At 61.7% G+C, this 15271-nt stretch carries 9 protein-coding genes; 6 read left to right on the top strand and 3 right to left on the bottom strand.

The features are described from left to right. Positions 1-367 precede the first annotated feature (367 nt). The 3 genes from AAIL68_RS13195 to AAIL68_RS13185 all read right to left on the bottom strand — a co-directional run bounded on the left by AAIL68_RS13195 (position 368) and on the right by AAIL68_RS13185 (position 4112). Positions 368-2314 carry an AAA family ATPase gene (locus tag AAIL68_RS13195; protein ID WP_347140249.1) on the bottom strand — a complete coding sequence of 649 codons (1947 nt, stop codon included), beginning with the start codon at positions 2312-2314 and terminating at the stop codon, positions 368-370. Positions 2315-2506: 192 nt separating this feature from the next. Further along, positions 2507-3511, bottom strand: coding sequence for a hypothetical protein (locus tag AAIL68_RS13190; protein WP_347140248.1), 1005 nt, complete (start codon positions 3509-3511; stop codon positions 2507-2509). A gap of 166 nt (positions 3512-3677) precedes the next feature. Continuing rightward, positions 3678-4112, bottom strand: coding sequence for a hypothetical protein (locus AAIL68_RS13185; RefSeq protein WP_347140247.1), 435 nt, complete (start codon positions 4110-4112; stop codon positions 3678-3680). A gap of 501 nt (positions 4113-4613) precedes the next feature. Here AAIL68_RS13185 and AAIL68_RS13180 point away from each other — a divergent pair. The 6 genes from AAIL68_RS13180 to AAIL68_RS13155 all read left to right on the top strand — a co-directional run bounded on the left by AAIL68_RS13180 (position 4614) and on the right by AAIL68_RS13155 (position 15106). Beyond that, positions 4614-7673, top strand: coding sequence for a DEAD/DEAH box helicase family protein (locus AAIL68_RS13180; RefSeq protein WP_347140246.1), 3060 nt, complete (start codon positions 4614-4616; stop codon positions 7671-7673). Continuing rightward, entirely contained in the window at positions 7670-8011 is a 342-nt protein-coding gene (locus AAIL68_RS13175; protein ID WP_347140245.1) for a hypothetical protein, read from the top strand. Before AAIL68_RS13180 ends, AAIL68_RS13175 begins: the two co-directional genes overlap by 4 nt. Before the next feature lie 3 nt (positions 8012-8014). Further along, entirely contained in the window at positions 8015-10948 is a 2934-nt protein-coding gene (locus AAIL68_RS13170; RefSeq protein ID WP_347140244.1) for a site-specific DNA-methyltransferase, read from the top strand. Further along, positions 10948-11718 (top strand): hypothetical protein, encoded by a 771-nt coding sequence (locus AAIL68_RS13165; protein ID WP_347140243.1) that lies wholly within the window; start codon positions 10948-10950, stop codon positions 11716-11718. The genes AAIL68_RS13170 and AAIL68_RS13165 overlap by 1 nt, the downstream gene beginning before the upstream one ends. Next, positions 11715-13790, top strand: coding sequence for a UvrD-helicase domain-containing protein (locus AAIL68_RS13160; protein ID WP_347140242.1), 2076 nt, complete (start codon positions 11715-11717; stop codon positions 13788-13790). The genes AAIL68_RS13165 and AAIL68_RS13160 overlap by 4 nt, the downstream gene beginning before the upstream one ends. A gap of 180 nt (positions 13791-13970) precedes the next feature. After that, positions 13971-15106, top strand: a protein-coding gene (locus AAIL68_RS13155) for an IS3 family transposase (protein ID WP_347140241.1) whose coding sequence is annotated in 2 segments (ribosomal slippage) — positions 13971-14235 and positions 14235-15106 — 1137 coding nt in all. Because the reading frame shifts where the segments join, the coding sequence is not laid out codon by codon here. The last annotated feature ends 165 nt before the right edge of the window (positions 15107-15271 follow it).

Raw genomic sequence — 15271 nt, 5'->3', positions numbered from 1 at the left:
ATGGCTTTCCCAGCGAGAGGTGATGGCGTGCTAGGATACTATTACTCTAGGCTGCTATTGTGATAGCTTCGGGCAGGCTCTCCGGCGGAGTGATAGCATACTAGGGTAATATTACACTATTATACCATTACACTATGCATAGGTTGCCGCGTGCTGTTGCCCTGATCTCCCCTCAATGCGAACCGCGGCAGCGGTAGGACGCCTCCTAGGTGAAAAGATCGGGTCATGGGAAGGATTATGCGGAAAGACATGCAGGCGCAGGCCAGTGGCGGGGGAGACCGGCTGCAGGCCAGCATGGCGCCGTAGACACAGGCAGCTCCGGAACCGAAGCCGCGGTCCTCGGCGATAGGCAGCGCCATTTCATGGCTCATGGCACCTCCGGTTCCGGGTCGGGCCGATCCAGGCCCGCGTCACCGCAGGTGAGGACGCGCTCGGCGCAGAGCCGGTCGGCGAGGCCCAGCAGCCAGCGATACTCCGCGGCGAGGAGCTGGCGGGCGCGACGGAGCGCCGTGCGCAGCCGCCGGTCGGCGCGGGCCCGCACCGCCGGATCGGACACGAGCATCCGCGCGGGATCGGCGACATGGACCAGGCTGTGGCCGCTCAGGCCATAGCTCAGCTCCAGCCGCAGGGCGATCTCCGTGGCGCGCGCCAGATCGCTTCCGGCGCCCTGTCCCGCGCCCGTGCAGCCGCTCCCCAGGACCAGCTCCTCGGCCGCCCGGCCCGCCAGCAGGCAGGTCAGCTCGTCGAGCAGATCGCGCCGCGTCAGCAGGGGGGCCTGTTCTTCCATCAAGACGTGGCCGCCCGCCATGCCGACACGGATTTCCTGGACGCGCCCCCGCGTGAGCCGCGTGGCGGCGATGGCGTGACCGGCCTCGTGGAGGGCAAAGCGGCGGATGACGGCCGGATCCTCCGCGGCAAGCCCCAAGGCCCCCGAGACATCGGCGGTGCTGAGGGGCCGGCGGGCCTCCCGCGCCCGGGACCGGGCTTCACGAACCGCGCCGTCGATCGCGGCGGCGCTCTGGCCGACGGCGCGCCGGGCCAGGCTGTCGATCACCGGAACCGACAGGGCGCCGTCAAGACCCCGGGTCAGGATCTGGACAATGGCGGCAGGACCGGGGGGCGGCACCGCGACGATCCGGTCGATACGGCCGGGGCGGCGCAGCGCCGGGTCGAGCGCCTCCACCTCGTTGCAGGCGGCGACGACGACTAGGCCCGGGGTGCGGCCGGCGCTGTCCAGCAGTTCGAGAAGGGCGTTGATCACCTGGCGGCGGTATGTGCGGGCGTGACCGTCGGCGCTGCCCCGGTCGCCGGCGCTGTCGATCTCGTCCAGAAACAGCACAGCCGGGGCGGCCGCCTGGGCCCGGGCGAAGCTGGCGCGCATGGCGCGCAGCATGTCGCCCAGATGGCCGGCGGCCTGCCAGGCGGCGAGGCTTCCCTCGATCAGCGGCACACCCGCCGAGGCGGCGATGGCGCGGGCCAGCCAGGTCTTGCCGGTGCCAGGCGGGCCTACGAATAGCAGCGAGCGGGTCATGTCGGACCATTCGATGTGGCCGGCCGACCAGGCGGCGAGATCGGCTGTCAGGCGACGGGCGGCCGCCTCGGCCTCACCATAGCCCACGATGTCGTCCAGGGTCGGAGCGTTGGACCGGGTGGACCGGGCGATGCGATGAAGCTCGGCGATCTGCCTGTCGCGGATGCGGTGGCGCAGGGCGAAGCGCAACTGGTCGGGCGTGAGCGCCCGCAGCGCGGCGTCATTCGGCAGACAGGGCCGCAGGCGCGCTGTCCCGCCGCCGCGGAGGCCGAGGGCGGCGGCGATAAGCCATCCGTCCACAGGACCGAGGCGCAGTGGTGCGGGCAGGATGGCGGCGATCTCGCCGGGCAGGACAATGCCTGCTTCCACCAGCAGGACATGAGGGGCGGTCGTCGCGGTGATCGCGGTCACGGTCTGGGCGAGCGCGTCCTCGTGCGGCCCCGCCGCACGCGCGCTGACGGCGGCGCGCAGAGTGATGACCCGCACCGGCGGGCGCCCGCTGCCCCGCGCCAGCAGGGCTGCGAGGAGCGAGGCCGCGTCATCGATCATTCCGCCGGGCGGGCAGTGCAACACGGTTACCGCGCCGACCGCCGTCAGCGCGGCAATGGCCTCAGCGTTCGGAAGGGCGCGGCACAGACCGGCGAGCGCGATGGCGCGCAGGGGATCGTCGGCCAGAGGCGACGCTGGCTGCGGGTGCTGCCCCCATTCCGGCAGGTCCTCCATCTGGTCCTCGACCTCGTCGAGGCGGCCCTCGATGAGGGCGCCAAAGACCGCCTCCGACATCCCAGGGGCATCAGGGGGCGGAGAGGGGGCCGCATCCAGACAGGCCGCGACGCTCAGGTAGTGGGGGAGCCAGGCGGGCGGGGCGGACGTGAGGGGCATGGGCAGCTCCTTCGGAAGGGACGGGGCAGGGTGTGGCAGGGGAGCGCGCGCCCCACAGGGCGGGGGCGGCGGTCTGCCCTGGGCGAGGGCGGCTCAGCAGGCAGCCTCCTCGTTGCTTCCGCCCTCGGGCCCGACATCAGCTTTGCCGCTGCCGCCGGGCGCCACGCCGTTCCTGACGGCCTCCCCGATGCAGTCGAGCCGGCGCTCCAGCTCGGCCCGCAGCCAGGGCCGATAGACCTCGCTGACGACTTTGAGGATGCCCCGGTAGTCCTCGGGTGGCACCACTGCCTCGGGATGCTGCCGGCGCAGCCGGGCGTGCAGGCGCTTCTCGGTGGCGCAAGCGGCGTGTCCCGTAGGCATGGCGACGCAGCGCAGGAGCGTCACCTGTGCCGCCTTCGGGAGGCCGAGTTGATGCCGCCGGCGCCTCAAGGGATTAGCGCTGTAGCCGAGCTTCAGCAGGTCCATGCCGTTGTGCTGAATGCCCAGAAGGTAGAGGAAGCTCGGCTTGGCGGTCCAGCTTTCCCCACACCCCGCGCAGTCGCATTGGCCCCAGCCCAGATTGGCCCGGGCGATCCGCTGGGTGTGGCCGCAGTGGTGGCGGTAGAGGTGATAGTTCAAATTTCCGCGCGGGTCCGGGCCAATCCGGGTCCAGCCCTGCCGGGCGGCGATCCGCCGCTCGCGTTCGGCAAAGCAGGTCTCGCAGCGCAGGCCGGTCTCGCCACCCGCGACGCGGTCGACGATCTCGAACTGCCGGCGGAGAACATGGCCGCAGGCCGCGCGGAAAAGACCGTAATGCGGATGATCGGGGTCCGGGCCGAGATAGACGAGACCCGCCGCAACTGCGCGTCTGGCCCGCGCCGACTCCAGGCAAGCCCGGCAGAGCGGCTGGTGTTTCATGAGGACGTAGAGCCTTGTCACGCTGACTGCGCCGCAGCGGTCGCAGCGAAGGGCGAGGTGAAGGCGGTCCTTGACCCGGGCCAGGACCGTGAAACCCTTCTGCTGCGCCGTCGCGATCCAATGGGCGTGGAGGGGACCGGGGTGGATGGTCAGGTCAGCGGGAAGCGGCACTTGGGCCGCGCAGGACTGCAGGACGGTCATGGGAATGCTCCTGAAGAATAGGGGTGGTGGTGCCGGGCGCCGTGCGGGTGTCACCGCGCCTGCCGCGGCCACAGCGGACTGGAAAAGGATGCGGTGATGCACGGTCGGACGAGGCGCTGGCAGCGCACCGGTCACAGTCTGTGTGGAGGTCAGGGACGGGCGGGTGTCAGGCCGCGACCGACACCGGACCGTCGTCAGCGCCATCGGCTGCGACGTCCAGCGGATCAACGAGCGCCGACAGCGAGGCCAGGTCGGCCACCTGCATCCGCGCCGCCGTCAGCATCTGGCTGACGCGCCGTGCCACCGGCCCGGTGCCGGGGCAGGAGAAGAGCTGCTCATGGCTGTCAAGGAAGTCGGCGAGGCGCAGGAACTCCGACGACGACTCCGACTCGATCAGTGCGTAGAGAAGTGTCGCCATGCGCTTTAGAGGCAGGTCCTCGGGCCGCACGGCGGCGGAGACCCGGATGTGGTCGATGGAGGAGAGCACCGCGCTCCGGGCCACCTCGGCGTCCCGATGCCAGTGCAGGAACGCCGGATCCCAGGACGCAGCATCTTCGATGTCGCGCTCGGCCTCGATATAGCCGCTGACCGAACCGATCATGCGCGAGAATGTTCGCGAGATCTCGGTATGCGTGAAATGCGCAGGGGGTGTCGTCACGCCGCACGGCGTGGTAGATGCTGGCTTAGCCATCGTCGATCTCCATTCGATCTATGGTGGTTAGGGCGAGGCAAGAGGGTAGGATCTCTTGCTTCCGCCCGACCAATATGGCACATTGGTATCGTGGTGTCAATATCAATTTGGATGATGCTTATGGCTCCCCCTAAAAAGGATACGGAGGCTATCAATCTCCGCCTGTCACAAGAACTGATCAGAGCAATCGACGATAGGCGACGCGCTGAGCCTGATCTGCCCACACGGCCTGAAATGATACGTCGTGCCTTGGTTCAGTGGCTGGACCTGACCCGGCGTGACTAACAGAAAAGCCTAGGCCCGGCAGATAAACTTCGGAAGATAGAATCGGCCGCTACCACTTGCAGCAGCACGTCACTCTAGTGGATATCTCAAGAGGTGGCATAGGCATGTCATGTTTCGGGGATCCCAATGACCGACCTTTTTTTTCAACAGCCTATTTTAAACTCTCCTTATGAATACCCCGGTCGGCACTGGGAACTTGACACAGATGGCCAGCCAACCAGCAAAATTCTTGAGAATCGTCGCCGCTCTGATCTCATCACACCGGTTCCAAAACCCAAGAAGAGGAAGATATCGCCGACGCAGGGCAGCCTTGGCCTGCATGATGGCGACGGAATCTCTTCCGATGTGCAGGAATACAATCCGACCCCGATCATTAATGAGGTGCGGCGTTTTGTCGAGGAGTGGCGAAATTTGCCAAATCCCGATCAGTGGATGGTAACGCCGGAAACTGCGCGACTCTTGCAACATTGGCGGCACCATCAGTTCCAGGGCGTGCGCCCGTTCTTCTGCCAGGTCGAGGCCGTCGAGACGGCGATCTGGTTGACCGAGGTGGCGCCTAAGCTGGGCCCGCGCGCGGCCAAGTTTTGGGCGCATCTGAAGGGGGCCAATGCCCAGGCCAATCCGGAACTCTTGCGATTGGCGCTCAAACTTGCCACCGGTGCAGGCAAGACCACAGTGATGGCGATGATCATCGCCTGGCAGACGGTCAACGCAGTGCGTCATCCGAACAGCAAGACCTTCTCGCGCGGGTTTCTGCTGGTCGCGCCCGGCATCACCATCCGTGACCGGCTGCGAGTCCTGCTGCCGAACGATCCGGAAAGCTATTACCGCCACCGCGAGATCGTTCCTTCCGACATGTTGGGTGATATCGACAAGGCCAAGATTGTCATCACCAACTATCATGCCTTCAAGCTGCGTGAGCGCGTGAACCTGGCGAAAGGGACCCGAACGGCCCTTGCCGGCTGGCGGGGCGAGAACATCCAGACGCTGGAAACCGAAGGTCAGATGCTGCAGCGGGTTATGCCCGAACTGATGGGCATGAAGAGCATCGTCGTGCTAAACGACGAGGCGCACCATTGCTATCGTGAGCGGGTTCAGGATGCCGAGGGCGAGACCGAGGCCGACCTGAAGGGCGACGAAAAGGCCGAGGCAAAGGAACAGAACGAAGCTGCCCGGATGTGGATTTCTGGCCTTGAGGCGGTCAAGCGCAAGCTGGGGCTCTCGCTGGTCTATGACCTTTCGGCGACGCCCTTCTTTCTGCGCGGCTCAGGCTATTTAGAGGGCACGCTGTTTCCTTGGACCATGAGCGATTTCTCCCTGATGGATGCTATCGAGTGCGGCATCGTGAAGCTGCCGCGCGTGCCGGTCGCTGACAACGTGCCCGGCGGCGACACTCCCAAGTTCCGCAACCTGTGGGATCATATCGGGAAGAAGCTACCGAAGAAGGGCCGTTCCGGGGGCAAGACGCTCGATCCGCTCAGCCTGCCGCCGGAACTCCTCTCGGCCCTGGATGCGCTGTATGGCCATTACGAAAAGACCTTCGATCTGTGGGAGGAGGCCAGGATCGGCGTCCCCCCGGTGTTTATCGTGGTCTGCAACAACACGGCCACGTCAGAGCTGGTCTACAAATACATCGCGGGCTTTGACCGCGAGAATGAAGATGGCTCGACCACACTGGAGAATGGCCGCCTCGCGCTGTTCCGCAACTACGATGACTTCGGCAACCGACTGGCACGGCCCAACTCGATCCTGATCGACAGTGCGCAGCTGGAATCCGGCGATGCGCTGGACAAGGATTTCCGCGCTATGGCCGCCGATGAGATCGACCGGTTCAAACGCGAATTGATCGAGCGCAGCGGCAACGTGACCGCCGGTGATAATATCGACGAATCCACCCTGCTGCGCGAGGTGATGAATACTGTCGGTCGCAAGGGCAAGCTGGGCGAGCAGATCCGCTGCGTGGTCTCGGTCTCGATGCTGACCGAAGGTTGGGATGCCAACACCGTCACCCACGTCCTGGGCGTGCGTGCCTTCGGCACCCAGCTTCTCTGCGAACAGGTTATGGGCCGGGCGCTGCGCCGCCAGTCCTATGAGTTGAATGAGCAGGGCCTATTCAATGTCGAATATGCTGATGTTCTTGGCATCCCCTTTGACTTCGCCGCCAAGCCGACCATCTCGCCCCCGCAGCCGCCCGCCGACACGATCCGCGTCCATGCCGTCAAACCCGAACGTGACGCGCTGCAGATCACCTTCCCCCGGGTCGAGGGCTATCGGGTCGAGCTGGAAAACGAACGGCTCGATGCAAAGTTCGGCCCCGACCATGTGCTGGAACTGACGCCGGAACTCGTTGGCCCCTCGGTTACGAAGAACCAGGGGATCGTCGGCGAAGGCGTTGACCTGACGCTGGAACACCTGGGTGACATGCGCGCTTCGACCGTCATGTTCCGGCTGACGGAACGGCTACTCTACACAAAATACCGCGATCCGGGCGATGATCCGAAGATGCACCTGTTCGGGGACCTGAAGCGCGTAACCCGCAATTGGATCGACACCTGCCTGAAATGCCAGGCCGGCACATTCCCGGCTCAGGTGCTGTATCGCGAGATTGCCGACATGGCCTGTGAACGGATCAAGGCGGCGATTACCGAAACGCTGGAGGGTGAACGCCCGGTCAAGGCGATCCTCGACGCCTACAACCCGACCGGTTCGACCTCTTACGTCAACTTCACCACATCGAAGAAAACCCGCTGGCAGGCCGATCCGGCCAAGTCCCACGTCAATTGGGTGATCTGCGACAGCGATTGGGAGGCCGAGTTCGCCCGAGTGGTCGAGGCACATCCCAAGGTCATCTCTTACGTCAAGAACCAGAACCTCGGGCTGGAAGTGCCCTACCTTTACGGCTCGACCCCCCGCAAATACCTGCCGGACTTCATCGTCCAGGTCGATGACGGCCAGTCCGAGCCGCTGAACCTGATCGTCGAAGTGAAGGGCTATCGGGGCGAGGATGCCAAGGACAAGGCCAACACCATGCGCAGCTATTGGGTGCCGGGAGTGAACAACCTCGGCCGCTTTGGTCGCTGGGCCTTCGCTGAATTCACCGCCGTTTATCAGATGGAGGAGGAGTTCAACCGTCTGCTGGAATCCTTCGGGGCCGACACAACCAATCAGGACATGCTGATCGAATGACCTCGCCTATCACCAAACAGGGACGCCTTGTTGGCGAGGTTGTGCTGACCGCTGGAAACCTGAAGAACGGCCACATCTACGTGACCCCCTTCAAGCATCTACTGCCGAAAGACATCTTCGGCGGCACGAACAAAGCCGACCTCGCCCCGCGCCGTGCGCTTCTGCACTATGGAACGGCAATCCCGATTGAAAGCGACATTCCCGGCGACAAGAACCTGTTTCGCGACCGGGCCGGGGCGCGTGCGTTTCTGGCCAGCTCAGGCGCACGGGCGGGCGATATCGTCCGTTTCGAAGAAAGCGCCCCCTATACCTACCACATTACTCTCGTAAGGAGCTGACCCATGGCAAAGAAACCCATCGAGGTCGGAACTCTCACCCATGACGCCACGCGCAAGAACATCCCGACGGCCGAGTTCGAAAGCCTGATGCGGGATCAGGACAAGACGCCGATCCAGCTGGCCTATGCCCGCCGCAATGCTGATCTTGACCCGCAGCTGGTCTGGCGCGGCAAGGATATGGAGGATTGGTCGGATCTGATCGTCCAGGCCCCGCCGCTGTATATCCAAGAAAAGGTCCACCCCAAGGTGCTGATCGACGACCTGAAGCGGCAGTCGAAAGCCCGCGCGGATGCAAGCGCCGGGCCTGCCGACCAGTTCGACATGTTCGCCGATTTCAACGGGCTGCCCGATGCCGAGGCCGCGACCGAATTCTATCAGCACGACCAGCACTGGTCGAACCGGATGATTTCGGGCGACAGCCTGTCGGTCATGGCCAGCCTTGCGGAACGCGAGGGGTTGCGCGGTCAGGTCCAGTGCATCTATTTCGACCCGCCCTATGGCATTAAGTTCAACTCCAACTTCCAGTGGTCCACCACCTCGCGCGATGTGAAGGACGGCGACAAGACCCATGTGACGCGCGAACCTGAACAGGTCCGCGCCTTCCGCGACACCTGGAAGGACGGCATCCATTCCTATCTGACCTACCTGCGCGACCGGCTGACCGTGGCGCGGGATCTGCTGACCGACAGCGGCAGCATCTTCGTGCAGATCGGCGACGAGAACGTCCATCGTGTGCGGGCGCTGATGGATGAAGTGTTTGGGGAAGACAATTTTGTCGCGCAAATCCCATTCGCCAAAACCAGCAGTAGCACTGGCGACTACCTTGGAAACACCATCGACTTTATTGTTTGGTTCGCAAGGCGAAAAACCCACATCAAGTATCGAACTTACTGGCTCGAAAAGAAACCGGGTGAGAAGGGTGGGACTGGATATCGAACTATCCGTTATCCCGATGGCAGTAAGCGCCCCATGACAAAAGAGGAAATCCAAGGAACACGGGAAGTTCCCGCTGGAACAAAGATTTTCTTCAGAGACAATCTGACCAGCCAGAGCATGGGACGCGAAAAAGGGGAAGGCGCAGCCTCTTGGTTCCCTGTGAGCCTTCTTGGAAAGGCATTCAAGCCCTCCCTCAGCGTTCGCTGGAAGACTAATGAAAAGGGCATGGAAAGACTTCTAAAGGCAGACAGAGTCGAGCCTTCAGACAACAATATTGGCTATGTTCGATTTCTCGATGATTTTTCGGCATATTCACTAGGTGACTTTTGGACTGACACCCTTGGTCAGAACCAGTTTGGGGGCGAAAAGACGTATGTTGTCCAGACTGCCCTGACTGTCGTCCAAAGGTGCATGCTGATGTCAACCGACCCTGGGGATCTGGTTCTTGACCCTACCTGCGGCTCAGGCACCACGGCTTATGTAGCCGAGCAATGGGGCCGACGCTGGATCACCATTGATACGAGCCGCGTCGCCATTGCGCTTGCCCGCTCGCGCCTAATGGGCGCACGCTATCCATATTACCTGCTAGCTGACAGCCCTGAAGGTCAACAGAAGGAGGGTGAGGTCACCCGCACGCCGCCGAAGACAACTCCCACCCAAGGAAGCATCCGGCAGGGCTTTGTCTACCATCGTGTGCCGCACATCATGTTGAGCAACATTGCGGCAAACGCTGAGATTGACGTGATCTGGGACAGGCTCCAGCCCGCCGTCGAAACCGCCATCGAGGCGCTGAACACCGCCCTGTCCGGCCACGCCACCCCCTTCAAGGTCGAAACCGGCGGCCGCGCAGGGGCTAAGATCGACTTCACCGCGACGGGAGAGGTAAAGCTTCCCTCGGGCGAGATGGCCCCCTCGAACGGCTTCATGGAATGGGAAATCCCGCGCGAGGCTCCCTCCGGCTGGCCCGCCCCGGCGCAAGCTGCCCTTGCCGCGTTCTGGGCTGCCCGGATCGAACGGCAAAAGGAAATCGACGCCTCGATCTCGGCAAAGGCAGAGTTCGAGTATCTCTACGACAAGCCCTTTGCCGACAACACCAAGGTCCGCGTCGCCGGTCCCTTCACTGTGGAAAGCCTGTCGCCGCACAAGACCCTTGTGACCGACTGGAATGACGAACTGATCGATCTGCACGAAGCTGCCGAAAGCAAGCGTCGCGCCGCCGAGCGTGTCGACCGGGCCGAGGATTTCGCGCAGATGATCCTGCAGAACCTCAAGGATGCCGGGGTGCAGCAGGCGCACAAGGAGGACCGGATCAGCTTTACCGCGCTGACCGGCTGGCCCGGCAAATACATCGCGGCCGAGGCGCAATTCATGGAAGGCGAAATCATGCGCCGCGCAGGGATCTTCATCGGCCCGGAATTCGGCACCGTCAGCCGCCCGGACCTGGTGGCGGCTGCACGCGAGGCAGGCGACGCCGGTTTCGATATGCTGATCGCCTGCGCGTTCAATTATGACGCCCATTCCGCCGAATTCGACAAACTGGGCCGTGTGCCGGTGCTGAAGGCGCGGATGAACCCCGACCTGCACATGGGAACCGACCTAAAATCGACCGGCGCGGGCAACCTGTTCGTGATCTTCGGCGAACCGGATATCCGCATCGAGGAAAAGGACGGGATGCTGACCGTGCAGGTCTTCGGCGTAGACGTGTTCAAGCCGCAGACGGGTTCGGTCGAAAGCGAGGGCACCGACGGCATCGCCCTGTGGATGCTGGACACGGACTACAACGAGGAGTCGTTCTTCGTTCGCCACGCCTATTTCCTTGGGGCGTACGATCCCTACAAGGCGCTGAAGACCAGCCTGAAGGCCGAGATCGACGCGGATGCTTGGGATAGTCTTTATTCCGACATCTCCCGGCCCTTCCCGAAGCCGAAATCGGGACGGATCGCGGTGAAGGTGATCAATCACCTGGGCGATGAGGTGATGAAGGTTTTTGCGGTGGAGTAATGTCTTTTCCAGTTTATAAACCGTCCGCCATCACCACTGTAGAGATCGCCACCCAAATACCGGCGGATTTCAGGGATGATCACTGGGTTGTATATCATGGGACATCCGGATTTCAGGCCGACATAATAGAGCGGGAGGGATTTGATCCGAAGAAGCATTTCGACGTAAAAGGATTAATTGATCGGGTTGTTAAGGTATATGAAGAGATTGGCTGGTGGGGTGAGCACAGAAATGGCTTTCCCGTCTTAAAATCCTTCTCCTCATTTGATTACGAACATGGCAGCGATGGCGCCGTTTTTTTTGCAATACATCCCAATCAAGCACTCCTCTATGCTACCGATCAGTTCCATGGTGGTGAAAAGGCCACTGCACTTAGGCTGGCGATCGAGGATCTAAGGTCAAGGCTGAAAAACGCCGAAAAAGGCATGGATGATCTTTCTGATGCAAATGTAGCCTTAATACAGGATTTTTTTTCTGAGACTGATGACACCGGCATTGTTGCGCATAAGGCTCAACAATCTACACCCGGGGTTCTATTCGCAGTGCGCCTCACAGATAAGCATTTGCCTTACCTAGATTATAATGGACACATGGGCCTCATGTCGAGCAGCCTGATCGCGCCAGAACATATTTGCATGAAGCTTATTGTTCCTCCCGGTTGCAGGTGGGGGCTTAATTCCACCTCGTTGGCAGAAGCAATGCGACTAAGTCCGGTGGAGAACCAGCTGTTTGCCGCGATGCACAATCTGCGCAGGGCCAAGATAACATGAACTTCCGGATCGCTGACACTTTCACCGGTAGCCTCGCCCGCCTAAGCGCACAGGAGCAGAAGTCTGTCAAGGTCACCGTTTTCGACTTACAATCAAATCCGGCCGGCAATGGCTTGTCGTTCCACAAGCTTGACGGGGCGAAGGACAGTAACTTCTGGTCGGTCCGGGTAAACTCCGACATCCGCATCATTGTTCACCGAACAGATGGCAGCATCTTGCTGTCCTATGTCGATCATCACGACGAGGCCTACAAATGGGCCGAGCGGCGGAAGATTGAGCGCCACCCGACCACCGGGGCGATGCAACTGGTGGAGGTGCGCGAGCGAGTCAAGGAGGTGGAGATCTTTCAGCCGAAGAGGCACTCCACTCCGGCTGCCAAACCTGCTACGCGCCTCTTCGGCAACCTGCGCAAGTTTGAACTGATGAGCTTCGGGGTGCCCGAGGATTGGGTGGATGACGTGCGAGTGGCGACCGAAGACACGCTGTTCGATATTATCGAGCACCTCCCACAAGAGGCGCAGGAAGCACTGTTGAAACTCGCTGTAGGCGAGAAGCCTCAGTTGCCGGAACCTTTCGCGCCCGAGGCCGATCCCTTTGCCCATCCTGATGCGCAACGCCGGTTCCGGGTGCTGTCCAACGTGGATGAACTCCGCCAGGCGCTGGATTATCCGTGGGAGAAGTGGGCCGTGTTCCTCCACCCGGCGCAGCAATCGCTGGTGGAACGAAACTTCAACGGCCCCGCGCGCGTCACCGGCTCGGCCGGCACTGGGAAGACCATCGTGGCCCTGCACCGTGCCGTGCATCTGGCGCGCGCAAATCCGGTGGCGAAGGTGCTGCTGACAACCTTTTCAAAGGCGCTGGCGAATGCACTTAAGATGAAAGTTGCCACGCTGCTGGGATCCGCACCCGAGATCGGTAGTCGGATTGACGTCAAGGCGATTTCCGCAGTCGGCTACGATCTTTACACTGCCAGGTTTGGCCAGCCGAACATCGCCAATTCGGCCTTGATCCGCTCGCTTCTGACCAAGGCAGCAGCCGAGGTGGAGGGCGCCCGCTTCACCCCCCAGTTCCTGTTGGGGGAATGGGAGGATGTGGTCGATGCGTGGCAGATCCGAACCTGGGAAGATTACCGGGACGTCGCACGGCTTGGTCGCAAGACACGCCTTGGCGGCAAGCAACGCGAAGCCCTCTGGGTGATTTTCCAGAAGGTCCGCGCTGGCCTGACGGATCGTGGCACCGTCACCTGGTCGGATGTATTCGGTCGCGTTAGCGAAGCCATTGCTGCCGAGCGGCAACGTCCCTACGATTTCGCGGTGCTGGACGAGGCCCAGGATCTCAGCATCGCCGAGGCAAGGTTCCTGGCGACCCTTGCCGGAGACAAGGAGAACGGGTTGTTCTTCGCCGGAGATATCGGCCAGCGCATTTTCCAGCAGCCGTTCTCGTGGAAGATGCTTGGGATTGATGTCCGCGGGCGCTCTTCGACCCTTCGGATCAACTATCGGACATCGCATCAGATCCGCGCACAAGCGGATCGTCTGCTGCCAAGCTTGGTTTCGGATGTGGACGGCAATTCCGAAAGCAGACGCGGCACGGTGTCGGTTTTCGACGGGCCGGCTCCGATCATCCAGCCTTGCTGCGATGAGGATGATGAGGTGACCAAGGTTGCGGCTTGGCTCCATGCGCGCCTGGGTGACGGCATTTCGGCGGAAGATATCGCGGTTTTCGTCCGCTCCGATGCTGAACTGGGGCGGGCCCGTCGCGCGGTAAAGGCTGCCGGGTTGCCCCATGTCGATCTGAGGGAGAAAGCAGAGGTGACCGCGGGTTCAGTGGCAGTCTGCACCATGCATTTTGCCAAGGGACTCGAGTTTAGGGCTGTGGCCGTCATTGCATGTGACGAAGATATTATCCCGCAAGCGGAACGCATTGCCGCTATCGCAGATCAGGCGGATCTTGAAGCCGTTTACGAAACCGAGCGCCATCTGCTTTACGTCGCCTGCACACGTGCAAGGGACTGCCTGCTGGTCTCCGGTATCGAACCCTTGTCGGAGTTTGTTGCTGATCTGACATCGTGATCGTGAAGCGGTAATCGCAGTGTTATCTGCCTTGGAGATCTTCCATGAGTTTATTTCCCAGTGTCTACAGCTACAGCTACAGCTACAGCTACAGCTACAGCTACAGCTACAGCTACAGAGGTGGTCGCAGGAATTCGGACCAGTTGCTAAGCTTTGGCGATTGACGAAGGACTGATCCGCATGACGAAACGGAAGCGCTATTCGGCCGAGTTCAAGGCGAAGGTGGCTTTGGAAGCCATTCGCGAGGACCTGACGACGGCTGAACTGGCCAAGAAGTACGATATCCACCCCACCATGATCACGGGCTGGAAAAGGACCGCCATTGAGAACATGGCCTCGGCCTTTGACGGCAAGAGTGCTGCCGAGCCGGCGATTTCCGATCAGGAGGTCGAGAAGCTGCATGCCAAGATCGGCCAGCTGGTTGTGGAGCGGGATTTTTTGTCGGCAGCCTCCAGTCTCATTCTCGGCACTGGAGGCAAAAAGCGGTGAAGCAGGATCATCCTGATCTCAGCGTCCGACGGCAATGCAGCCTGCTGTCACTGGCGCGCTCCGGCCTTTATTACCAGCCACGTGGCGAAAGCGCCGAGAACCTGAAGTTCATGGAGATCATCGACCGGCAGTTCCTGGAGACGCCATGGTATGGCTCACGGCAAATGGCCCGTCATATGCAGCGAGAGGGGCATCGCTGCGGACGGCATCGAGTCCGGCGGCTGATGAGGCTGATGCGTCTGGTGCCGATCTACCAAGAGCCCAAGACCAGCAAGAAGCATCCAGAGAACAAGATTTACCCCTATCTGCTCAAGGGTCTGGCCATTACCCGGCCCAATCAGGTCTGGTGCACCGATATCAGCTACATCCCCATGCGCCGGGGGTTTCTTTACCTGGTGGCCATCATGGACTGGCATAGCCGCAAGGTGCTCAGCTGGCGGCTCTCGAATTCCATGGATGCGGGTTTCTGTGTTGAGGCTCTGAAGGAGGCGCTGGCCCGCTATGGTACGCCTGGGATTTTCAACTCCGATCAAGGCTCGCAATTCACCAGCTCTGACTTCACCGAGGTGCTGCTGGACGCCAAGGTGAAGATCTCCATGGATGGCCGCGGTCGCTGGATCGACAACCGGATGATCGAAAGGCTGTGGCGTTCCCTCAAATACGAATGCGTCTACCTGAACGCCTTTGAGACCGGGTCCGAGGCCCGGAGGGGCATCGGCGCCTGGATCAGCTATTACAACGAAAAACGTCCGCACTCATCGCATGGCTTGCTGACGCCAGCTGAGGCCTATGATATCCGCAACCAGAACCTGAAAGCCGCTGCCTGACATGAAACCCATGCCAGAGCTTAGCAAGGCGGCAAACTGGTCGAAAATCCCGGACCACCTCTTACAGCTACAGCTACAGCTATAGCTCAGGCCTAGGCGGTGGAAAGCTTCACACCGCACATCTGAGTTCAGGCAAATGACGGCGGTTGCCTGCCCCCGCAACCA

Origin of the sequence: Paracoccus sp. SSK6 (assembly GCF_039770665.1) — a bacterium.
Taxonomy (GTDB): domain Bacteria; phylum Pseudomonadota; class Alphaproteobacteria; order Rhodobacterales; family Rhodobacteraceae; genus Paracoccus.
The sequence above is the reverse complement of the archived record's forward strand: the minus strand, read 5'-3'. Positions and strand labels throughout refer to the sequence as shown.